This is a genomic window from Paenibacillus sp. sptzw28 (genome assembly GCF_019550795.1).
GTDB lineage: Bacteria > Bacillota > Bacilli > Paenibacillales > Paenibacillaceae > Paenibacillus_Z.
Map to the genome: position 1 here is coordinate 3594597 of NZ_CP080545.1, position 23710 is coordinate 3618306.

The 23710-nt window shown below is 49.3% G+C and carries 20 protein-coding genes; 2 read left to right on the top strand and 18 right to left on the bottom strand.

Features of this window, described 5'->3' with window-relative positions; all coding sequences use genetic code 11:
- Positions 1-24: 24 nt before the first annotated feature.
- The 11 genes from KZ483_RS16250 to KZ483_RS16300 all read right to left on the bottom strand — a co-directional run bounded on the left by KZ483_RS16250 (position 25) and on the right by KZ483_RS16300 (position 14745).
- Entirely contained in the window at positions 25-1617 is a 1593-nt protein-coding gene (locus KZ483_RS16250) for a response regulator (protein ID WP_220348489.1), read from the bottom strand.
- Entirely contained in the window at positions 1586-3367 is a 1782-nt protein-coding gene (locus KZ483_RS16255) for a cache domain-containing sensor histidine kinase (RefSeq protein WP_220348491.1), read from the bottom strand. Before KZ483_RS16255 ends, KZ483_RS16250 begins: the two co-directional genes overlap by 32 nt.
- A 231-nt stretch (positions 3368-3598) precedes the next feature.
- Positions 3599-4402, bottom strand: a complete 804-nt coding sequence (locus KZ483_RS16260) for an alpha/beta fold hydrolase (RefSeq protein WP_220348493.1) — start codon at positions 4400-4402, stop codon at positions 3599-3601.
- The gene (locus KZ483_RS16265) at positions 4399-5973 is read right to left on the bottom strand and encodes a glycoside hydrolase family 43 protein (RefSeq protein WP_220348494.1); all 1575 of its coding nucleotides are present in this window, start codon (positions 5971-5973) and stop codon (positions 4399-4401) included. The genes KZ483_RS16260 and KZ483_RS16265 overlap by 4 nt, the downstream gene beginning before the upstream one ends.
- Before the next feature lie 95 nt (positions 5974-6068).
- Positions 6069-9470 carry a heparinase II/III domain-containing protein gene (locus tag KZ483_RS16270; RefSeq protein ID WP_220348495.1) on the bottom strand — a complete coding sequence of 1134 codons (3402 nt, stop codon included), beginning with the start codon at positions 9468-9470 and terminating at the stop codon, positions 6069-6071.
- 132 nt (positions 9471-9602) lie between these two features.
- A complete protein-coding gene (locus KZ483_RS16275; protein ID WP_220348497.1) occupies positions 9603-11237 on the bottom strand; it encodes an ABC transporter substrate-binding protein in 1635 nt (544 codons plus the stop codon).
- An 85-nt stretch (positions 11238-11322) separates the two neighbouring features.
- Complete coding sequence (locus tag KZ483_RS16280) at positions 11323-12204, bottom strand: carbohydrate ABC transporter permease (protein WP_220348499.1); 882 nt, start codon at positions 12202-12204, stop codon at positions 11323-11325.
- 27 nt (positions 12205-12231) lie between these two features.
- The gene (locus KZ483_RS16285; RefSeq protein WP_397376210.1) at positions 12232-13095 is read right to left on the bottom strand and encodes an ABC transporter permease; all 864 of its coding nucleotides are present in this window, start codon (positions 13093-13095) and stop codon (positions 12232-12234) included.
- A 314-nt stretch (positions 13096-13409) separates the two neighbouring features.
- Positions 13410-13862: an ATP-binding protein gene (locus KZ483_RS16290; RefSeq protein WP_220348502.1), complete on the bottom strand. Its 453-nt coding sequence runs from the start codon at positions 13860-13862 to the stop codon at positions 13410-13412.
- 3 nt (positions 13863-13865) lie between these two features.
- Entirely contained in the window at positions 13866-14471 is a 606-nt protein-coding gene (locus KZ483_RS16295; RefSeq protein WP_220348504.1) for a DNA polymerase ligase N-terminal domain-containing protein, read from the bottom strand.
- Positions 14437-14745, bottom strand: a complete 309-nt coding sequence (locus KZ483_RS16300) for a hypothetical protein (protein WP_220348505.1) — start codon at positions 14743-14745, stop codon at positions 14437-14439. Before KZ483_RS16300 ends, KZ483_RS16295 begins: the two co-directional genes overlap by 35 nt.
- 125 nt (positions 14746-14870) lie before the next feature.
- Between KZ483_RS16300 and KZ483_RS28645 the strand changes: the two genes are divergently transcribed.
- Positions 14871-15002, top strand: a complete 132-nt coding sequence (locus KZ483_RS28645) for a hypothetical protein (protein ID WP_258881287.1) — start codon at positions 14871-14873, stop codon at positions 15000-15002.
- A gap of 94 nt (positions 15003-15096) precedes the next feature.
- Here KZ483_RS28645 and KZ483_RS16305 read toward each other — a convergent pair whose 3' ends face one another.
- From KZ483_RS16305 to ppdK, 5 genes are all read right to left on the bottom strand, one after another.
- A complete protein-coding gene (locus KZ483_RS16305; RefSeq protein ID WP_220348506.1) occupies positions 15097-16326 on the bottom strand; it encodes a hypothetical protein in 1230 nt (409 codons plus the stop codon).
- Positions 16327-16645: 319 nt separating this feature from the next.
- Positions 16646-16942, bottom strand: a complete 297-nt coding sequence (locus KZ483_RS16310; RefSeq protein ID WP_220348508.1) for a hypothetical protein — start codon at positions 16940-16942, stop codon at positions 16646-16648.
- Positions 16943-16951: 9 nt separating this feature from the next.
- On the bottom strand, positions 16952-18241 hold the full coding sequence (locus tag KZ483_RS16315) for an ArsB/NhaD family transporter (protein WP_397376117.1): 1290 nt from the start codon (positions 18239-18241) through the stop codon (positions 16952-16954).
- Between the two features lie 171 nt (positions 18242-18412).
- On the bottom strand, positions 18413-18868 hold the full coding sequence (locus tag KZ483_RS16320; protein ID WP_220348509.1) for a CBO0543 family protein: 456 nt from the start codon (positions 18866-18868) through the stop codon (positions 18413-18415).
- 122 nt (positions 18869-18990) lie between these two features.
- The gene (gene ppdK / locus KZ483_RS16325) at positions 18991-21672 is read right to left on the bottom strand and encodes a pyruvate, phosphate dikinase (protein ID WP_220348510.1); all 2682 of its coding nucleotides are present in this window, start codon (positions 21670-21672) and stop codon (positions 18991-18993) included.
- 295 nt (positions 21673-21967) lie between these two features.
- On the opposite strand from ppdK, the gene KZ483_RS16330 reads away from it, so the two are divergent.
- Positions 21968-22546, top strand: coding sequence for a class I SAM-dependent methyltransferase (locus KZ483_RS16330; RefSeq protein ID WP_220348511.1), 579 nt, complete (start codon positions 21968-21970; stop codon positions 22544-22546).
- 79 nt (positions 22547-22625) lie between these two features.
- Here KZ483_RS16330 and KZ483_RS16335 read toward each other — a convergent pair whose 3' ends face one another.
- Both KZ483_RS16335 and KZ483_RS16340 read right to left on the bottom strand, forming a co-directional pair.
- Positions 22626-23276 (bottom strand): YitT family protein, encoded by a 651-nt coding sequence (locus KZ483_RS16335; RefSeq protein WP_258881288.1) that lies wholly within the window; start codon positions 23274-23276, stop codon positions 22626-22628.
- 197 nt (positions 23277-23473) lie between these two features.
- Positions 23474-23641 carry a hypothetical protein gene (locus KZ483_RS16340; RefSeq protein WP_220348513.1) on the bottom strand — a complete coding sequence of 56 codons (168 nt, stop codon included), beginning with the start codon at positions 23639-23641 and terminating at the stop codon, positions 23474-23476.
- Between the last annotated feature and the right edge of the window lie 69 nt (positions 23642-23710).

The window sequence follows — 23710 nt, forward strand, 5'->3', positions numbered from 1 at the left end:
GCGATCCCCCCGGCTGTCACTAGTCTAGTCTTTGGCTGCCTGTTTATATTCCTGCGGTAGCTTGCCGTATCTTTTCTTGAACATATCGCTGAAATGTCTGGCATTGTTATATCCGACTTTTTCAGCAATTTCGTAGACCATCAAATCCGTTTGCATGAGCAGCCGGAGAGCATGCTTCATCCGCACTTCGGTTACATACGCCTTGAAATTTTCCCCGTTGTGTTTTTTGAAGAAGCTGCTGAAATAATAGGGATTCATATAAGCCAGTGCGGAGATGGACTCCAGGGTAATGTTTTCGGCGTAATGCTCCTCGATATAGTTCTTGACCTGTACGAGCTGCATCAGCTCCTTATTGCCCGTCTTCTCCGCGATGTGGGCGCGGATGTCGTTAACGAGCTTCTCCATTCCTTCTTCCAGCTCCCCGAAGGACCGGTAGGCGCTCAGCTTTTCGAGCAGCGGATGTCCTTCCGAATCCGCTGACTCCATCGGAATGCCGACACTCTTCAGCTCCTGTTCAAGCATGATAACAGTCGAATAGACGCTTGCCACAGCCGAATTTTTACATCCGCAGGAAAGGGTTTTAATTGCCGTCAGCAGCTCCCTCACTGTTTCGTGATAGTCTTCGGCAGGAGCCTGTGTCAGCCGGCGGGCGAGCTCCGTCTGCAGCCTCGCGAGCCTTAATCTTGCTTCGGGATCAGGCGCCATCCACTGGTGAGGAATAACGCGGTTGAGCCCCAGGAAATATTTCGTTTTTAATATATCCGAGGCATCTCTGTATGTTTCGTGCGCCTCGCTGATATGATTAACCGGCCTGCCGATCCCGATTGAAATCTCAAGCTTTAGAAACGTATTGATTTTATTGTGCAGATCTTCCGCGAGCTTGGTCGGTTCTTCTTCATCGTCGTGCTGAATAAGGATGCCGAATAAATCACCTTTGCGGAACATTAAACCGCTGCCTGCCTTTACCACCGCTTCCGCAATGATATTCGAAACGGCAAAATCGATCAGCTTTCGTTCGCGCTCCTGCCAGCGTTGCGCATTCCCTGATATACCGTCCAATTCCGCCAGACAAACAGTTACGAGGCGCTGACCGGTGACAATACCAAGCTGAGTCAAGGATTCGGCCGCGCTCCGGTTGCCGTCGGTCAACCTGTCGAGCAGCTCCCCGATCGTTTCGGTCCTTTTCTTGGATTCGAAGTGTACGAGCATTTCCTTGTTTCGCTCTTCCTCCGATTCTTCGCGGATCAACGCGACGGTCTTCAATATAACCTGCTCAAGCTGAAGCTTATCGACCGGTTTGACCAGGTAATCGACCGCTCCGTATTTTACTGCGTCCTGTGCGTAGGAGAATTCCTGATATGCGCTAATAAAGACGACCTTCACAGGACGACGCGATGCGTTTATGTCTTTGATCACATCGATCCCGCTGCAGCCCGGCATACAGATGTCGCTAATGATCAAATCGGGAGAACACTTCTCCAGCAGCTGCCTCAGCTCGACGCCGTCGTATGCTTCCCCCACAATTTCCAGTCCGAGCTCTTCCCATGGGATCAGTTTCTTAAGTCCGCGCAAAATCACCGGTTCATCATCCGCTAGCAGCACCTTGATCGTTCTCATCGCTCGTCACCTCCATCTGCAAAGGGAATAGAATTCGGACCGATGTACCGACATGCGGCTTGCTGTCAATATCAAGACCGTACTCTTCACCGCATGCGTTCTTAATTCGCTCATGAACATTTTTGACGCCGATGCTTTTCCCTGTAGAGCCTTCCGTTTCGGTCAGATGAGAGTTAAGCTGCCGAAGCTTGTTTTCTTCGATACCGATGCCGTCATCGTAAACCGTTATGGCCATGTTATCGTTATCCCGTTCCACAGTGACAAGCACGATGCCTTTGCCGCCCTTGGGCCTTATACCGTGCTGTACCGCATTTTCGACTACAGGCTGGAGCGACAGCTTCAACACATTTACCTTAAGGAGCTCCTCGCCCTTGATTTCAATCTGCAGCTTGATCCGGTTGTCGAAACGGACCTCGATCAGATGGAAATAATCGCGAAGATGGTCAAGCTCGCGGCCCAGGGTAACCCACTCCTCGCCATAATCAATGACGTATTTAAGCTGTTTGGACAAGGAATGAATCATATCGGCGACCTGGTCGTCATCATTGGCAACCGCGCTCATGCGGATAACCTCAAGCGTGTTATATAAATAGTGCGGCCTAATCTGGCTTTTCAATGCATTTAGTTCGGCATGCTTTCGTTTGATCTCCGCCACATAAGCGTCATTGATAAATAGGTTCAGCCTTTCGATCATCCTGTTGAACCCATGAGCGAGCCTTCCAAGCTCATCCTTACGCGTCACGTTCACGCTCGTTTCCAGATTTCCGGATTCGACTCGAAGCATTTGGCGCATGATGGCCAAGATCGGACCGGTGAACATTCGCGAGAATGCAGCGCCCATAATGACAAGTGCCAGCAAACATATAATAGCGGCTACAGTTACGCTTGTTTGTATCTTCGAAAGCGAGGCGTAAAGGTCGGATTTAGAAACAAGCGCGGTTACATGACCGTTCAGAAAAGGGATCGGCTCGGAGAAAACAAGGGTATTTCCATTCTCCTGCGCATCCAGCCTTTTGCCGATTTTGTCCCTTTCATTTGAGTAAATGACGTTGTCCTGCCCGTCCAATACATAGAGCTGGTCAGCCCGGCCTAATTTAACCTGCTTCAGCAAATTATCAAAAACATCGAGCTCGATATCAAAATAAAGGGTACCGATTATATGAGCATTCTTGCTTAGCTTTCCAGACGTATCGATCAGGTTCCTTGCCATTGTGACAACCTGATTCGGCGAATTGAAATAAGCCTCCAGGTGCGGCGGGAATACCGCCAGCCTCTTTGGCTGGGATTCGAGCGCATATCTCCAGTTTACAAGCGGAAACTGCTCGGTCGGGTCAAGCGGTCTGCTTGTCCGCGATTGATAGAAAATCGCCTTGTCGGCCGTCCGTACAAAAAAAACGTTCTTAATATATTGGTCGCTGTATAATACCGTTTTCAAAAAATCATCGATGGAAGAATCCGTTATTCCGCCGCCTTGGCGCTGAATGGCATTATCGAATAAGGACTGGGTACCCTCCGTATTGTAATACATCATTTTCGATATTTCGTTATAGCTGGTGAAGATATCATCAGCGTTCTTACTCATGAAAAGCACCACTTGGCGCAAATTGTTTACCGTATGGCGTTCAACCTGGCTAGTAAATTGGTTAAGCGACAGGAAGCTTAGCACAAACAGCGGAAGCAGGCCCACTGTAAGAAACGCAAGAGAAAATTTCAGAAATATGCTGTGTCTGAAATTGAGCCAGCTCGGCATATGGTCATCCCCCGGTATTGTATGGCTGTTCACATTTCGACAACGATATCGTATCTCATTACGCCCCTGGCGGAAATGAAGTTTTTAAAGAGATGATGTCAGTTTTTTGCGATGATTGAAAAAAGACCGGTTGCGCAAGGTCGCCTTCTTTAGTGATCGATTACAAATTAACGGCCTGTCACCGAAAGCTCGGTGCCAGGCCTGTCCAATTCGCTATTACCGATAATTTAATTATACGCTATCAAGAAAGCGGGTCAATTCCTTTGTAAATAGTTCCGGTGTTTCCATATTTGAAAAATGTCCGGAATCAGGCAGATAAACGGGGCGTGCGGAGGGCATCAGCCGGAGGAGTTTATCGGAGGAGCGCAGGCTGCCCGCATTATCACTCATACCAATGATAACAAGCAGCGGCACGTTGCGCGGCAAGCTTCGCAGCAAGCCGCCAAGGGATGGACCGATAAACGTACGGGCCTCCCTGTGGTTGGCCTGCCAGGCGGACCATTCGGAGATCATTTCCCACAGTGTGTTCTTGATTTCCATCCAATGCGGGCCGCACGCTTCCTGCATCTGCCCGAACCATATCCGTTTATGCTGTTCCACATCCACTCCGCTTTTATCGCCAGGCTTCGCAGATGATTGATGATCCTCATCATCCTCGTAATAGATTGCTCCGCTTGCTACCGAAACGGAGCTTACACACTCCGGGTGCAGTGCAAGAAAATCAAGTGCCGTAAAAGAACCCATCGACAACCCCACCAGATGAGCCGTTGTTACGCCCAGCTCCTTCATAAGTGAATATAAATCATCGGCATGAAGGAATGGCTCGTCTTCCACGGGCATGGAGGAAAGTCCATAACCGCGCATATCGTAACGAATAACCCTGTATTTCGCTGCCAACGCCTCAAATTGGGGGTCCCACATTCGCCGGTCCACCGAATGTCCGTGCAGTAACACAACGGCTTCGCCGCTTCCAAGGCTTTCGTAATAAAGCTCGGTCCCGTTCACCTTGATCTTCCCGGCTTGGATTTGATTCATAAAAACTCCTTGTAACGGAAATAGTCGAAGTCCGCGTGCTTGCGTGTACCGGCCAAGTCCTGAACGCACATCCCGATAAATGTTCCGGTGAAGCCCAGCTTCCCTTCGTATTCATCCGACAGCTGACCAAGGTCAAGGCTCGGACCAACGGGAATCCAGGAAATTTCGTTCTCTGAGCAGTAAAACTGCACCTTATCGGTTTCGACGGCTACTTTCAGCCGGCAGCTCTCCCACCCTTCTATGGAAACAGCAGCGCCGTCCGGTTCGTCACAAGCTCCAAGACGGCTCACGATCAGCCGCACATGCTTGCCCCGTTCCTCATCCCGACTGATGAGCAGATAGAAATGATCCGCCTCGTCGTAATAACAGATTAGACCCGCCATCTGCATATAATGCTCCGGATCGAACTCAACGCAGGTCTCCGCTTCCGCGCGGTAATGCTGCAATCTCCGGGCGACCATGCTTTGTCTGTTCCAGGAATACAGCGATTCCTGTCCGCGAAGCCGTAGATAGCCGGGACGTTCGCTAAGGCTAAGCCAGCTGTCCTCAGCAGGAATCCGAAGCGTCTGGAAATGGTTGTTAAGCTCGTCTTTCTCAAAGTCGTCCTTCTCCGGCAGCTTAGGGAACCTGTGCTCTCGCAGTCCCGGCGAGGGCACTTTCAGCTGTGGAAGCTTGCCGCCCCCGGCGAGCCGCAGCCAGCCCTCCTCCGTCCATTCCACTCGCTGGAGTGCCGTTTCCCTTCCGAGCGGGCAAAGCATCCGGCCCGGCAGCGGTCTGGCGCAAAGGTGGGCCATAAACCACTCGCCGCCTTGTGTCTGAACAAGCGAACCATGACCGGCCTTGAGCAGCGGATGCTCGGGGCTGTCTATCGTCGTAAGCAGCGGGTATTCGGGATCGAACTCATACGGCCCTTCAATATGACGAGACTTGGCCAATGTGGCCGCATGGTTGTAGCCGGTTCCGCCTTCCGCCAGCAGCAGATAATAATATTCCGCCCGCTTATACAGCTGCGGGCCTTCCGTTACACCGAGCCTGCTCCCCTTGCTAATTTCGCGGACCGGTCCCACCAGCTTCTTCTCGTCAGGCGAATATTCCTGCAGCACGATGCCGGAAAATCTGCTTCTTCCTTTACGGAAATCCCATCTCATATTTACAAGCCACTTCCGGGCGTCGTCATCATGAAACAGCGCCGGATCAAAGCCGCTGCTGTTTAAATATACAGGTTCCGACCAAGGTCCGAGTATATCCGCAGCTGTGACCATGTAATTGTGTGTGTCCTTGTAAGGACCCTTGCGGTTTTTCACATCCGTATAAATTAAATAGAAAATGCCATTATCATAGGATAAATGCGGGGCCCAAACGCCTCCGGAGCTCTGCGCTCCCCTAAGATCGAGCTGCGAAACCCGCTGCAGCGGATGAGTAAGCAGCCGCCAGTTCACCAGATCCCGAGAGTGGTGAATCTGAACGCCCGGAAACCATTCGAAGGTCGAGGTTGCAATGTAATAATCATCCCTTACCCTTATCATCGACGGGTCGGGATTAAAGCCTCTTAATATCGGATTATATATCATCCTGCTCCTCCTAATATTGTTCGAAGCCGGCGAACTGCCGAGACATAGCCGGCATCGGGTTGTTCAAATAAGTATACTAAAAGGATTGGCCAGAATTATTGCCCTCCCGCCGTCTCTTCCCTGATCAGCTCTACGCCTTTATATTCCTTAAGACCAATTGCAATTTGACTGCCGTCCCCATCCAGGCCGGTAAAGGTCACCTGCTGCTTCCGCCCGTCTTTAAGCAGGATTATTATCTCTCCCGCAGACAATGCCTCGGCCGAATCGATCCTCGAATCGCCTTCATGAGGTTCAAGCATGCTCAGGAACCGGGCTTCCTTGCCGCGAGTGCGGAAGCTGATCGTTTTGCGGCGTGCCGGATCAATGCCGAGCGGATAATCTCCGCCGATGACAGCTTCAAATTTCACGGCCCCGATGCCGGACAGGTCGATCCATGCTTTGGCAGGAAGGGAACGGTCCTCCGGCTCGAAAGGTACTGCCTGTTCGTACGGTTCACCCTCCAGATGAACCGGCCCTCCGTAATAATCGATGCCGATGCCGTGGCCGGGATCGACATTTTCATAACGAACCGGCAGCTCGGAAAGATGAATCCGCCTCCCGTTCTCCGTGGTGATGAATGCGTCGCCCCAGAACAACGTTTTCTTAACCGCACGCTCAACCTCAGCAATAAGCATAAGCTCCTGAACGCCTTCAAGCGGAACATTAATATGCCGAATTCCAAGAATCCAAGCACCGAACCTTCCTTCCGCCAAAGTTAGGCCGTCACCCGACACCTGATAAGAGACCCGTTTGTTCACCGCATCCGCTTCCGCATACCAGCCGGTCACGATCTCCTGCTTAGGAGGCCATAGCGCATGCATCTCCACATTCATGCGGCCGTTCTCGTTATACAGCAAATGCCGTCCGTCCCGGTCATCCCGATCTCTGTCGTATTCATGGGAGAACCGGATTAATGCCGGCGACTCGCACTCATACCAGTCGCAGTCGGTAATAAACTGCCCGGCATTGTACGGATCGGGGTTGAATTGACCGGTATGCCCGACATACTTCAGCTCTCTTGCACGGATTCCTTCATAGCCTTGAAAATGATAAAGGCAGTCGAATTCGTGCATTTCCCCGCCGCGAAGGTAATCGGCAACGATCGCATAATCATCCGTCACAATTAATAGACGGCGCTGCAGGACAGGCTCGGAATACGTACCGATGTCACCCTGCTGCCTTGGCTCCTCAGGGTTGGGCATATCTCTGCCTTCGATCAGACACCTTTCCTCCGGAAACCGCTCCGGATACGGGGTCTGCCCGCCATAAGGCGGATCGCTCCAGCGGGCCGTCGTTTCTACAGCACAAGCTTGCATCATTGAACCGCTGTGAAATAACAGCTTTCCGGAGGGCGCCGGCTCCTGCATCCGGCCATCCACGACAACCATATTGTGAGCCATGGAGGTTTGGACCCACATTTTGAACATGAAAGGAAAATAGCTGTACCACGAAGCAAGCGGGCTGTAGGTATGCCTGCCGTGGCGCATTAGCGACAACAGGCCTGTGCGGTCGAAATGTCCGTGATATCCGCCGTGCGAGCCGTATTTGATAACTGCTTGAATTTGCTGCGCATCGGTTCTTCCCGCCGTCTGCGAACGAAGCACGGTAAGCCCGACATTGGGAGCATCCGCCGATTTGGAATACGAGGGGATACCGGTTTGTTCGGGAAGCTCCCCGATTCCGTAGATCAAATCGCGCCGGTCGGCGTGCCTGAGCACCTCGGCATATTTCGGCTCGCGCCAGACGTGGTAAGCCAAATCGTACCATCCGACCATATCCTTCTCGGTGGAATCGTTGGCCGCAAACAGAATGCCTCGGTAATCGATAAACGGCAGCATTGCATCCCACACGTCGCGGACCGAACGGTAATTGCGGTTGACGGGGCCATATTTCTCGAAAGACATGCCAAGAAACGGCTTTTCACGCGGGAACGACCATGGGGAGAGCATCGCGTTTCTGTTGTACGACGGCGGCACCTGCATATCCTTCAAATTAATGCCCCACGGCGCGCATGCATGAACCGCGCGCGTGAACATGTCCGCGAACAGCACCACATAGTTGGAAGCTCCCTCGAAATACCAGCCGTCGTCCATGATCCCCGTTGCGATCATATCCATAAAACCGCCCGGGCCGCTAATGAACCGGCGAATCCAGTGCATATCCCCGATCGCCAAGCTGCACAGAAGGGCGCCTATCATGGCGCCGGACGGGATATTGTTCGTATCTCCGTCGGTAATCGCCCAGTCTATTTTATCAATAAACAGCCTGAAAGCCATTTCAATCATGTTGCGATCGCTTTCCGTCCAGCAGTCTTCGTTATACAGCAAATCGTAGCACGATGCGACATCAAGCATAAATTCGCCTTCATGAATCAGTCCGCCGCCGCATACCTTGACAGCCGTGGGACAGCTTCTCTGCGCTTCTTCGCGGGAGGATAGAATTCCGAATATCGGCGCCGACGTGCCGGGATAACCGGTCTGCGGATCTGCAAAGCGGCGCAGCAGCAGTACCGCCTTGCCCAGAAACTCATTCCGGCCTGTCAGCTTCCACGCGACCGCCGCCGCATGCAGATTGAACCGCTCGTGCAGCTCGAAAGCATGAGGAGCCCCTGCACCGTGCGACTGCGGAACAATCCACTCCTCGGCTTTCTTAATATATTTCTCAAGCCCGTTTTGCGCCCATTCATATGTTTGAATATTTCTCCTGACACCTTCCCATCCGGATTCGGTATGGATGATATACGGGTGAGGAAGGCTTCTGACCGTAATCAGCTTCAGTTTCTTAGCGAAGCTGGAATCCCCGCCGGGAACGGCCAACACCTGATGCGTTTCGAAGCCACCGGGCGCGATCCCCTCATGCATCTCTACGGTTAGCCACGCCCGGCCTGTTTCGCCGGAGCCAAGCAGCAGATGCCTCGGCTCAAGCTCGGCTCTCATGGATTCAAAGCCATACTGCTGATGACTAAGAGTAACGGCTTGAAGCTCCTGCGTTTCATTCGATACAAACAACTCATACCGGACGGTCTCCCCGGGACTTGCCGATTTCGACTGCAGCCCGGCCCCTAGGCCGATCCGTCCTTGCTTCTTCAAACGAATTCGGTCGATAAGCACCTCTTCTCCGGTTCTGCATGTACCTTTATCTTCACCCAGCGAACGCACACTCAGCTCGGCCTTATGAATGAAACGCCAGAACGCCCCGGTCATCTGCAAATAATCGAACTGTTCGAAAGACACCTCGACAGTCCTCCAGCCCTCTCCCGCAACGGACACGACGGCAGTGGCACTTTCGATATACTCGGGCCTGCCTATGACAAGGGGATATACTTTTATTTCGAGCTCTATTGGCCGGCCATCCGGGATTTGGATATCAAGTGCGATGCATTCCCAATGCCTCCAATCTTCCGCAAAATCATATTCGTAAATGACTGCGGAAGATGGAGCGACACCGAACTTTATCATCGGTATTCCCTCCACTTCTTATCTGATTATCATAGCAACGCAGGAATGGAAAAGGCCGGCGTACATCCGGGAATGATTCCCGTACCGTACGCCGGCACTCAGCCTTCGTTCACCATTCATTGAGATAAGGGCTTATTTACCGCCGTTATCAAGGTAAGCTTGCAGCTGTTTAATCAATTCGGCGCGGATTTTTTCAAGTCCGAGCGAACGGAGCTCTTCGTTCAGCTTGACAGCGTCAGCTTTCCAGTTCTTATCCAAACCGACGTTGAAGAGTTGAACGGATTCCTGCCATTTCGGTTGTACCATTGCGATTTCAGTCTTGACCGGCTCGGGGTTGAAGGTAAATCCTGCAGCCGGAATTTTATAATACGAATCCATCTTACCTTGATATTCCAAAATTTTGATCGCTTCTGCGTCATTATCAGAGCTGATTCTGGACATAATCGGATTCCACGTCATTTCGTAGCCCGGGAATATATAATTTGGCGTATTCGCCGTTCCTTTGTAGCCCTTGTCGCCGTCCTTCGTCCAGTGCTCTCCTTCGATGCCAAGCTCTATCAGATCGTGGTTGTCTTGGCTGCTGAACATCCAATCGAAGAATTTCATGGTACGCTCGATGTTTTTCGATGTAACCGGAATGGCAATGTCGTTCCAGGCTTTAAAGTCTGTCGGAATTGCGCCTGGCTGCAGGGACCGGTAATTGGACTTATACATGTAGTATTCAAGGTCGGCACCCGGAACAGACTTCTGCAGTTTTTGCCTTTTGGTGGAGGATCCGTTAATCGTGCCTTCCATCGCAGCTGATTTACCGGAAACAAACAGCGCTTCGGCATCTTTCTCGTTCAACACGTCTTTTTGGACGTATTTGTTCCATTCCACATATTTGTCATAACGGTTGTAGAAGTAGTCCGAAGAGTTGAAAGGCGCCGGGAATTTTGCGAAATCGGCTTCCGGATCGCCAAGCGTTGTAGCGCCGAGAACCTTCTTGCCGTCACCCGACAGTGCGACGTTGAACGATACACCGGTTCCGCTGATAAAGTTCGGATCTGTCCGCACATTCGTTATTTTGCCTTCCGGCTCAAATAATTTGAAGAAACCGCGGTCGCCCTTCTGACCGAATGGGATCATCGTCGGTTCTTCCTGCTGTACCTTCTCCAGATATTTCTGCAGATCATCATTCGACTGGATCGGCTGCATGCCGAACTTCTCGCGAAGATCCTTCCGGATGTAAATAACCGGCATATCGTAGAAGAAGTTTGTAAAAGGAATGACATAAATATGCCCGTTTATTTTATTTGCTTCCAGGAATTCGGGAGTAAACGCTTTCTTGAGACCCGGATATGCATCGTTATTGAAATATTTATCGAGCTCCTGATAGTAGCCTTGACTGATATTTTGGGTCAGGTTCATCCAGGCTGCGTCAAACACAGCGTCAACTTCTTCTCCTGCCGCAAGCTTCAGCTTCACTTTTTGTTTATGATCGGCATTCGGATTGAACTCAATATTGATTTTCGTGTTAAGAGTATCTTTCGTACGTTTTTCGAATTCAGCCAGTACCTTATCCATGTCCGCAGGTTTGTCCCCGAACAGCATGAATTTGAGCTCTACCGGTTCCGGAGCGCTTCCCCCGCCGTTATTTGTCTGCTCTTTGCTCGCATTGCCTGCTGATGTGCCGCCGTTGTCGGCCTTGGAGCAAGCGGCAAACACCGTTACCATCATTGCCGTGACCACAAACAGCATGGACAAGCGTTTCAACTGTCTCTTCATCGTTTTTGATCCTCCCTTTAATGTGTGAAGATTATATACTAAACCGCCCCAAAGGGCGAGCTCAGCCACCCGGCAGATAATTACATTAACCTTTGACGGCGCCGACCATGAGTCCCTTTACAAAATACTTTTGCAGGAACGGATACAGGAATATGATCGGGCCGATCGTTACAACCGTAGTCGCCAGCCGCGTCGTATAGGTTGGAACGACGTAATTCGGCAAATTGATTTTGCTGGAAAGCTCATTTGCGAATTCGGCATTGTTCATGATCCGCATAATCAGATATTGAAGAGGAAACAATTTTTCATCGGATATATACAGCATCGCTTCGAACCATTTGTTCCAGAACGCCAGCGCGTAGAACAACCCTACCGTGGCGATAGCCGGAAGCGAAATAGGCAGAATGATCCTAAACAAAATGTAGAGGTCGTTGGCGCCGTCAATCTTGGCGGATTCAGCAATCGAGTCGTCGATCGATTTGAAGAAGTTCCTCATGAGAAACATATTCCACGGGCTGACAAGCGCAGGAATGATGAGCACCCAGATACTGTCCTTCATCCCCAGGTATTTCGAAATGAGGAGGTAGTTTGCAACCAACCCGCCATGGAACAGCATCGTGAAGTATACGTAAAAGTTAACGCCATTCTTGTATTTCAGCGTTTTCACACTGAGCGGATATGCTATCGCACAGGTCACGATCATGGCCAAGGCTGTTCCAACCACAGTGACGAAAGCCGTTACGCCATACGCTCTGTATATGGTGTCGTCCCTGAAAATCAGTTTATACGCATCCAAAGTAAATTCTTTGGGGAATATACTGTATCCGTATTTGAGAATGGATGTTTCCGTCGAGAACGAGCTGGATATTACGGTGACAAACGGTAAGAGACAATAAAGTGAGAACAAAGTTAACAAGAGATAAAATAGGGCCTTCAATAAGCGGTCTCCGCTGCTTTCCTTGATCATGGTGATTCACCTGCCTTGGATAAGAAATTAGAATAACGCCGAATCGGGACTGAATTTGCGGGCCAGTTGGTTGGCTCCCACTACAAAAATAAATCCGACTACCGATTGGAACACGCCGACGGCTGCGGCCATGCTCATATCGCCCAAATCCATCAGTGCTCTGAATACATAGGTATCGATGACATCCGTTGTCGGGTAAAGCACCGGGTTTCTTCCGACTAACGCGTAAATCATTCCGAAATCACCGTAAAAAATCCCGCCCATGGCCAGCAAAAGCATAAGAATGATGGTCGGCTTAAGAAGCGGCAGTGTTATAAAACGGATTTTCGACCACCGTGTGGCACCGTCGATCGATGCCGATTCGTAAATGTCCGGGTTTATTCCCGAAATGGTAGCGAGATAGATAATGGAACCAAAACCTGCGGCCTGCCAAATTCTGATCATAACAAGAATGACCGGCCAATAACCGGGCTCTGAGTAGAATGAGATCGGAGCTGCGCCGAAGAGAGCAAGAACTTTGTTCAGCATACCATTGTCCGTAGCCAGCAGTGATGTCGAGAACATGGCTATTACCGTCCACGATAGGAAGTTCGGGAGCGTAACAAGCGACTGACTGATTCTTTTAAACCATTTGCCGCCAAGCTCCGACAGCATTATTGCGATAGTGATGGAAGCCAGCGTACCGAAAAAAATGAATAAAATATTCAAAAAAAGCGTGTTCGCGATAATTTTGATTGTATCGCTTGATTTTACGAAAAATTGGAAATTGTCGAGCCCGACAAATTCGCTGCCGGTTATCCCCTTGACAGGGTTAAAATCCTGGAATGCAATGATAATGCCGCCCATCGGCAGATAAGAAAAAATAAAAATAAGTACAATAGCGGGAACCATGAGTAAGTAAAGAGCTGAATTCTTGCGAAATTCTTTGATAAAAGAGGCCTCTTTCCGCTTTGGACGATCTCTGACTTCGCCGTTTCGGACTGCTGCAGCTTCTTTCACATAATGACCTCCTTTTAATACGTTCATCTATTTTATAGACTTGTGCATCTTGTCTTTTCGACTTCTTAACTTTAACACGCGGTTGTAAACAGCTGAATGAGGCATTTTTAAGCTTAAATCGCAGTTTTTTAAGAGAAAAAAAAAGAGCCGCTTATTGCGCGACCCGAATTCATACCGATAAACACTTAAATTTCCCGTCAAAAACATTAAATTGAATCCTTCGTAATTCGCTCGATAATATAATCTTCTTTCATCAGTTTTACCGTGAATAATTCGTCGAAGCCTTCTTCGTATTTAGGTATTTCCATTTTTCCATACGTAATTTGTACCGCCTTATCCGGGATGCGTTCTTTACCCAGCCTGGAATCATTTCTTTGCAGCGCGTCTTCCAGCGGGGTCTCGAAATAATAGCCGGTAATTAGAAAACCCGCTTTTTTTGATAACGCAATATATCCTCTTCTCGCATCGGCCGCCGGGTTCGTGTTGTCAATCACAAATGGTTGTTTGGCATCAAATGCCGCCTGCAGAAAAATCTGCTCCCGCCTTCTGGTCTTCAGCATATCCAGATTAATACGCATATGAGTACGGAAAAAACGGCGCTTGTAAAAGGTGGATTTCCCGGCTCCCTGAACGCCGATGAAAATAATCGCCTCAGACATCCTTCACTCCGTCCTCCTCCTCATTTCTTCTATGGTCAGACCCGTGAGCACTGATTCAGGCCGGGTTTCTGTTGGGCTGCCGCCAGCATCATTCGCTTCACTGTCACGCATTTTAACGAGGAGCCAATGGTTGCCGTTTGTTCTGGTCAATGCAAAGCCGCCCCTTAGCTTGGCCCCTTCCAGCCATATTTTAATGTGCCCTTTCGTTTCGAGCTGTTCTAGAAAAGTGAGGCCATCGTTTCCTTTGAGGCTTCGATAAGTGCCTTTATCCCATACGATAACCGTCCCGCCGCCATACTGCCCTGCGGGGATAACTCCCTCAAAGTGCGCATAATCAAGGGGGTGATCCTCCGTCCGGACGGCAAGCCTCTTAACCCTTGGGTCAGTAGAAGGACCCTTGGGGACCGCCCACGATTTCAGCACGCCGCCGGCGGCAATGCGAAAGTCATAATGAAGCGTTGTAGCATCATGTTTTTGCACGACGAACGTTGCGTTATCCGTTCCCGTTGTCCGCCCTTCCGGCTCGCTGCTGATGCGAAAATCCCGTTTTTCATTATAACGGGTCAACATATTGTTATCTGTTCCAGAAAACGAACTCGGTCTCATCATGATTTTGTTCTTCCCGCTCCCAGTAACTTCCCTCATTGAAGTAAGTTCCACAAATCCCGTCAAGGGTTTGCAGCTGTGTAATGAGTCCTTTCAAATCGCAAGTATGAAACTTGTCCTGCAGCTCGCGATTTTCCTCAGTGAGGGAGTAGAGAAATATTTCCATGCAGCCATCCCACCTGACATTGACATCCAGCAGGTTGTCTTCGGTTTCAAGTTCCAAAGCAGCTGTCCCGCCGTCCGCATCTCTTATATGCTCGGTTTTAATGATCCACACAGTATACACCGCCTTTGTATCTGTATGTTTCCCCCGTCAAGCGGTATTTATCAGCGAAATCCCCATCAATTGGACCCGATATTTTGTTTAAGCGGTTGCCATCATAACGATAAGGAGGTGTCTGAATGAACATCATGGATGGAATGGATGCCGCACGGTTCAAATCCGGGAATCCGCATCATAAGAAGAAGGAAGAGGAACTCAAGCAAGAAGAAAAGAAAATGCCGATGGTTTTACGGAATCTTAACAACAAATAACGACGATAGCGCCCATTCGGCGAAACGTAATGTTCGCTTTAAACAGCAAGAAAGCACTACTCCTGAAGGTAGTGCTTTCCCGTGCTTATCAGTTTTACTTACCGTAAGCCGTCAGCTTGTTAAGATCGGCTTCGACTGCTTTAAAAAGAGCTTCTGCCTTCTCCTTATTGCCCGCTTTCACCTCATCGAGGAGTTTCTGGGAGTTATCTGTAAGCGCCTTTGCTTTGTCCTCTCCGCCAAGTGCTTTCGGAAGGTCGGCGCGGATTACGTCAATGAACAGTGCGCCTTCCAATGCAGTAATGACCGCTTTGTCTTTGCCCCAATTTTCAAACGTTTCGCCGTACTCGCCTTTGGCTGTGGCAGCGAATGCCCGGATGAAAGCTTTATTGATAAGATCGCCTTTAACATTCTTTACATCATTTGAGAGATCGAATTGACTGTTGATGTAGTCTGAAGAGGCTTGATCGCTTCCTTCCAGATATTTCTTCAAGGACTGGTAGAATGCCCAGCCTTCAGCTTGCTCCACCTTCGCTTCATCCGTGTTTTCCTTGGCTGCTTGTTCAACCTTGTATGCATAGCCTTTCTCCGCGCCGGAAGCCAGATAGAAAGCTTTCATCAAGGATTTGTCTACAACCTGCTTGCCGAGATTGTAAGCAAGATTATCACCTTTATCGGCAGCCTGCTGCATCTGGTCGAACCCGCCGCTTACGGCTTCAATCAGCTGCGTGCCGTAGGCCTTATCCCGCTTTTCAACCATGCCTTTCAGTATGCCGTCATAGACGCCACGCGCTTCTTTCAATTCACCTGTAACGAACTCTTTATCGGTAAATTTTCCGTTAGCTTCCTTGAAATCGTGACGGAGACTGAAGAATGCCGTTTTTTGGAGCAGCTTATCGTATAATTGGGCTACGACGCCGGCAGAAAGTGATCCTTCCTCGCCCGCTTTCGCAGCGGCAACCAATTGTTCGTCAGTTTGGCTCTCATTTTCCTCGTCTAATGCCTTTACGACAGATTGGATTTGTTCGTTGTACAGTTTATTTGTTTGAGCCCAGTCGACCTTACCGGCTTCTGCGCCTTTCTTCAAACCGTCCACAAGCTCTTTCACAGCGCCGGTGAAATCTCCTTGTCCGGCCTTCTCGCTGACCTCGGCGGCCGATCCCTGCGTATTCCCGGTTTCCTTCTGCTCTCCGGCCGTTACGGCAGTGTCGGCAGCTGCTTTCGCGTCATTAGCCGCTGGAGTCTGCGGCTGATTGGTTTGTCCACACCCGGATAGCAGCAGCCCTCCGGCAAGGATCGAACCCAATACCAAATTTGAAGCTTTCATTTGTTCATGTTCCCCTCTCTGTCCCAAAGGCTATATGCTGATTGTTTTCGGCTATTGAGTTTCATTCTCAATAACAAACTAATGTCTATTCTATTGAGACTGAGAATCGTTGTCAACAACTATTTTTAGCACCTGCTTTTTGTCCGCCTGTTCGGGTACAATCTAGATAAAGTTTGGAAATAACGATTTTGCGTCTTTTTGAATGCCGGAGCGTCCAGGTGCCCTGAATAAGCATGCGCTCCATTGGTGTTTCCTAATGGAGAGGGGCTGTCCATAAGCTTTAGTAGCTTTCAGGACAGCCCCACTATGGATAGGCAGGTTATGCGTTCTTCCACTCAACCGACTTCAGAAGCCGGTGCTTGAACATCGCCAGTATAAAATCAACATAATAATCTTCTCGCACGATAACACGGTATTCGTTATTATTATATGCATAGAACAACACGTCGGTATAAACCCGATTATCGTCAAAAAATGCTTTCACCTGTTTTATTCCCTCTAAATAAGCACCTTCATCCACGATTTGAATGTTGAACTCCATGTCCTCCGTATTATCAACCTCTATAATTCGGAGGCTTTGTTCATCATAGCGGTAATCGATCATCGCCCTGTTCATCCCTTCCTCTTAAATCAGATACATCAAGTATCTCCAGTATATATATACCGTAGAAATCACAATGGATAGCAGCATCAGCGGGAAGCCGTATTTGAAATAGGTCATGAAGGAAATAGGATGACCTTCCTTCCCGGACATACCGGCGACGATCAGATTCGCGCTTGCTCCTATAAGAGTACCATTGCCTCCAAGGCACGCGCCCAGAGCAAGGCTCCACCAGAGCGGCTCCAAATTGTCTATTCCCATCGTTCCCATATCTTGAATCATCGGGATCATTGTGGCTACGAAAGGAATGTTATCGAGAAACGCCGATGCGATCGCGCTCAGCCACAGTATTAACATGGACGTCGCGACCAGATCCCCGTCGGTCAAATCAACCGCCTTCTCAGCCAGCTTCTCTATAACTCCCGTTTCGATCAGTCCGGAGACGAGAACAAACAACCCTACGAAAAAGAAGATGGTGGTCCATTCCACGCGGCTCAATGCTTGCTCCATCATATGCTCGCCGGTTAACAGCAGCAGCAGGAATGCGCCGGCAAGCGCTACGGTTGCCGATTCAAGATGCAGTGATTGATGCAGGAAAAACCCGATTATCGTAATTCCCAATACCGTCAAGCACTTGACGAGCAGCTTGCGGTCCGACAGCAGTTGTTTCTCATCCAGATCCATCACGCTTTTCATATTCTCGGCAGACGTTTTAAGCTGCTTGCGGAATAAAAGAATGAAAATCGGAATATGTACCGCCATCAGTATCGCTGCGATCGGGGCGAGGTTCACGATAAACGCCATAAAGGTAAGCTCTTGAACCGCGCTTCCGATCATAATATTGGGCGGATCTCCGATCAACGTGGCAGTTCCTCCGATATTGCATGCGATGATCTGAGTGATCAGAAATGGCATAGGCGGAACCCTTAGTTGTCTTGTAATGCTGAAAGTGACGGGCACCATTAGAAGAACGGTTGTTACATTATCCAAGAATGCTGAGCCGACCGCCGTTATCAGGGCCAGGGCAACCATGATGTGAACCGGATTTCCCTTGGCTTTCTTGGCCGCCCAAATGGCGATATATTTGAACAAGCCGGTATCCGCCGTTATGCTCACTATGATCATCATTCCTACAAGCAGTCCAAGCGTATTGAAATCAATATGGTGCAGAGCTGTTTCTTGATTGACGATACCGAGGGCCACCATGAGCACTCCGCCAATCATGGCGACAATGGTACGATGAATTTTCTCCGAAATGATAAGCGCATAAATAATTAGAAATAGTCCGATTGCCAAAATTGCTTGTTGTTCCATGCTGCCTCTCCTTCTGCGGTTCATACCGGCATATTGTTTGCTTCGCAACCCCAAAAAATGCAAAAAGAAGCCTGTCAATGACAGGCTCCTCCGAAAAACCAATTATTCAACTAATTTTTATTATACTGAGAATGAAATAAAAATTCAAGTGAACATGATATTTTCACCCTGTTATGCCGACCTTTGCTGCAGTCGCTGGAGCAGACGCCAGTTGCCGACCAGGATCATAAATAATAACGGATATTCGAGAAACGAGTACCATAATTTCCAGCCGTTATAATAGAGATATCCGCTCTTGAGAGCCAAATACTCATAAAAAGTCGCTACACTGACACAAGCAAGCAGGTATAATGATTTGGGCCAGAAGCCTTTGAGCACCGCCCAGAAATTCAAAAATATAATGTTTGAAGCCGGAAAAATCCCGAATTCGTAAACAAATCCCAGCGGGTCTACACCTTTATTAAAATACCCATACAAATCTAATTTAAGATCCAGATAAATATCGACGGCCAACTGGAGCATCACTGCAAAAGCCGATGTAGCATACATCTGCCAATACGGGATATGCTTGGGCACTATGAAGGCAAATACATTTATTAGAAAGATCGTAACCCAAAATAACACCATGTTCTTTGCCTCTGCTCCCTCGCTGCGGCATAGTGTCTGGTTAGTCCGCTGTATCGGCAGTTATTCCCACATTTCCTTAAAGATAACCTCTTTGACTCTACGGTCAAGAAGGCCTCAGGATTCTATCCGGCTTTCGCCGTTTCACGGCTTTGTTCGCCATTCCATTGGATCCAGGCCTGTGCCGCGGCTATTCGGGCAAGTGGAATCCGGTAAGGTGAACAGCTTACATAATTCAATCCAACCCGCTGGCAGAAAAAGATGGACTCTTTATCTCCTCCGTGTTCCCCGCATATGCCTGTTTTGAGAGAAGGCTTCACCGATCTGCCGGCCGATACGGCCATCTCGATCAGGCGGCCGACTCCTTCCGTATCCAATACCTGGAACGGGTTGTGGGAAAGAAGCTTCTGATCGATATAGTGGGTTAAGAATTTCCCTTCGGCATCATCGCGGCTGTACCCAAGCGTCATCTGTGTCAAATCGTTCGTTCCGAAAGAGAAAAAATCGGCATACGGCGCAATTCTATGTGCGGTCAGCGCAGCACGGGGAACCTCGATCATGGTTCCTATCTTATAATCCAGTCTTCTTCCCTTCTCTTCTCCGAGAATTTCGCGGGCCAAAGCTTCGACACGCTCTCTAAGCAGCTTTAGCTCCGAATCGTGTCCGACAAGAGGGATCATAATTTCGGGCAGAACCTTTATTCCAGCGTCGACGCACTTTAAGGCGGCTTTAAATATCGCCTCGGTCTGCATGTCGTATATTTCCGGATAGACGATCCCCAGTCTGCAGCCCCGTTGGCCGAGCATTGGATTCGCCTCATGCAGAGAATTCACCTTCTGTAATAGAACGGTCAGTCTTCGGCGTTCCGGTTCCGCATCAGCTTGGCCCTCACCCAGCTGAGCGAGCTGCTTCTGCAGTTCGGCCGAATTAGGCAGAAACTCATGCAGCGGCGGATCAAGGAGGCGAATCGTAACGGGAAGTCCGTCCATCTGCTCGAATATTTCCTCGAAATCCTGCTGCTGCATCGGCAGGAGCTGCGCCAGCGCTTGAACGCGTTCTTCTTTGCTTTCCGCCAAAATCATCTTCTGCACGATAGGCAGCTTCGCAGGCGAAAGGAACATATGCTCGGTGCGGCATAATCCGATTCCCTCGGCGCCGAACTCTCTTGCAGTTCTCGCATCCTGAGGGCTATCCGCATTTGCGAGTACCTTCAAGGTCCGGACTTCATCCGCCCATTCAAGCATCCGCTCAAGCTCAGGCGTAATCTCCGCTTCGCGGAGCGGTACAATTCCAGCAATGACACGGCCGCTCCCGCCGTCAAGAGTCAGCCACTCCCCCTCTGTCAACGATCTGCCATCGACCAATATTCGTTTTTCCTCGAGTTGAATCCGGATCGATTCGCAGCCGCAAACGCAGGGTTTGCCCATGCCTCTGGCCACTACAGCCGCATGGCTCGTCATGCCGCCCCGGCTGGTAAGAATTCCTTCGGCAGCCAGGACGCCATGGATGTCTTCAGGCGTTGTTTCAGGTCTGACCAGAATGACTTGTTTTCCCGAACGCGCCCATTCTTCAGCCGTATCCGCATCGAACACGATCTGACCAGCCGCCGCACCGGGAGAAGCGGGCAGCCCGGTCGCCAATAGATCTTTCACCGCTGCTTCATCAATGCCTCTATGCAGGAGCTGGTCAAGGTGGGCAGCCTCTATTCGGTTCAAGGCATCCTCCTTCCGGAGCAAACCCTCAGTGACCAGATCGACCGCGATTTTAAGTGCCGCCTGCGCGTTCCTCTTGCCGCCCCGGGTTTGGAGCAGATACAACTTGCCGTTCTCTACCGTGAACTCGATGTCCTGCATGTCTTTATAATGCAGTTCGAGCCCATTCGCCACCCGTGACAGCTGCTCATAAACATCGGGCATTTCTTCATGAAGTGTTTGGATCGGCTGGGGGGTTCGAATGCCTGCAACAACATCCTCTCCCTGAGCGTTGATTAAGTATTCTCCGTATAACCCGGTTTCACCGGTTGATGGATTTCGTGTAAATACGACTCCGGTTCCGCAGTCGTTTCCTTTATTGCCGAACACCATACACTGAACGTTAACAGCTGTTCCTTGATCATCCGGGATCTGATTTATTTTCCTGTAAACGATTGCCCTTGGATTGTTCCATGAACCGAATACCGCCTCAATTGCAAGCTGCAGCTGTTCGTGGACATTTTGCGGGAAAGGTCGATTGGCATGCTTGATATAACAACTGTTGTAAAGGCCCGTCAGCCTTATCCAGCCGTCTGCTGAAACCTCCTGGTCGTCCATGACGCCTTCTTCCGTTTTTAATTGTTGGAGAAGACGGTCAAAGTGGATATGCTCAATACCGAGGACGACATTGCCGAACATCTGCATTAACCTGCGGTAACAGTCATAAGCAAAACGCGGGTTGCCCGTTAGCTTGGCCAGACCTTCAACCGATTCGTCATTCAAACCCAAATTCAGGATCGTATCCATCATTCCGGGCATTGAGGTAACGGATCCGGATCTGACTGAGACAAGCAGCGGATTTTCCCGTTCTCCGAAGCCTTGTCCCGTTCTCGCTTCCAAGTCTGCCATTGCCTCTGTGATTTGCGTCATGATGCCCTGCGGCAGATTCCGTTCATGATGAAGATAGGCTTTGCAAGCGTCTGTCGTTATGGTGAATCCCTTCGGGACGGGAAGACCAACGCGCGTCATCTCCGCCAAATTCGCACCCTTTCCACCCAGCAGAGTTTTCATTCCGGCATTTCCCTCAGTGAAGCCGTACACTTGTTTTTGATTCATTCAGCTTATCTCCCCTTTAACGAAATTCAATATGCAGCATGATTCTGCCATTTATCACATCTTTAATATACATATTCCATATTTAATACGCAATATAATTTTATATATTACACAATATATACACATTTAAGGTGTACTTAAAATCACTGAGTGCAGGTGATTCCGGCCAGTTTTCCATTTCTGCACACATAGAAATATGTTGACTCGGGGTAAGGGCACAAGCAGGATGATAACCATCTCTATAAACTATACAAAGCTATGGCTATGATTAATCCGGAAGAAGGAGCGATAGAAAATGGCTGTGAACGAAACATACAACCGTGACTTTATTTCTATATTGAACGGTCTGATGGCATCTTCGGTAAGCATTCTTGACATCGGCAGCGGAATTGGTGTTCTGCTCGAGCAGTATGCGGCCCGCTTTATCGTCGCACTTGATATCCACCGTCCGTATTTGGAGAAAAGAGTTTACACATCTCCCCGTATCATTCCAATTAATGCCGATGCCCAGGATATTAACCGTCTGTTTTTGCCGAAAACGTTTCAAATGGTGACGCTCGTCGATACGATTGAGCATTTCACCAAGCAGGACGGACTGGCGCTTTTGAAAAAGGCGGAATTGGTGGCGCGTAACCGGGTCATTATTTTCACGCCGAGAGGTTTCTTTCCGCAGTCTGTTGATCATTACGGATTAAGCGGTGAGAAATATCAGACCCATTACAGCGGATGGGAGCCGGAAGATTTCGCGAGACTGGGATATGAGGTTACAATTCTTAAAAACTTCCATACGTCGGAGAATCGCGCGTTTGTCCAATCGTTCGGAATCAACCATCCACCAGTCGATGCGCTTATCGCCTGGAAAAATAAGCCCTGAATTATCTGTGCCCGGTTATCCGCCTATCATGCAAAGCCCCTGCACCGGTGCAGGGGCTTTAAGTTCATATATTGGCCGCTTAAATATTATGTGCTGTTGCTGGAAGATTCAGCGTGCATAAGCTTGTGGCGATCCCTCCGGCAATTATGGTAATAAAGGAGAGCAGGAAGGTATCTTCTGGCAGCAGCAGTTTCCCGAAGCTTATAATAATTGCATCCATGATTAAAATAAGGACACCCACATTCACCGGTAAGTGCTTGGAAATAAATTTCGCCAGCAAATCCATTCCTCCGGTCGAACAATCATGTCTGAGCATAATGCCGATTCCGGTACCTATTACCGCTCCGCCGATTACGGATCTTGTGAACGGCGTCCAGTCTACATAATAGAGAAAATAATATTGATAAGGCTCCAGCAAATCGATCATATAGCTTGAAAAGAGAAGGCCGTTGATACTGTAGTACAGCGTACCTCGCAGCTTGTAATACCAGGATAGAGCTAAGATAGGAATACTGCACAATAACATGACAAGACCGACCTTTAATTTAAACAGATAGTTGATAATGAGCGCAATTCCAATTACCCCGCCATCCAGAAGCCTCAAGGGTACAAGGAAAAAATTGATCCCGACCGCGATCAGGACGCTTCCGGCAACAATCGCAGCGATTTTTTTCAGCGAAATCAAAGTGAACCAAGCCCCCCGGATACTGCCTGTCTTATGTATATGCATCCGGTTATGGATATTCGCCTGGTTCACTAAGCTGCGGGTAATAAAATCGGTGATGCGTTAGGCTGGCGGAACCTGCTGACGCCGTCCTTGGCGGCGGAGTTTGTTTCTTCACTCTGAAGTTAACTTTAAGGATAATAAAAAACCGGAGGGTTGTCCTCCGGTTCTTTAAAGCGGTCTTGCGCAGGTAAGCACCCGAATTATTTTCGATTGTTCTTATGCTTATTAAATGTTTGGTTCACAAGGTTCTCTGTTGCCTCATCGATATTTGAACTTCCCTCTTTAACCTTCTCAATCGCATTTTGAACATACCGTGTTGCCTCATGGTAAGTATTCTTGACGGTGCCGTTCTGATCATTTTGTTCCATGGACTGCACCTCCTTCAGTTGTGGCATTCTTAAGTATTGTAGATACTTATATGATGTAATATTCATGCC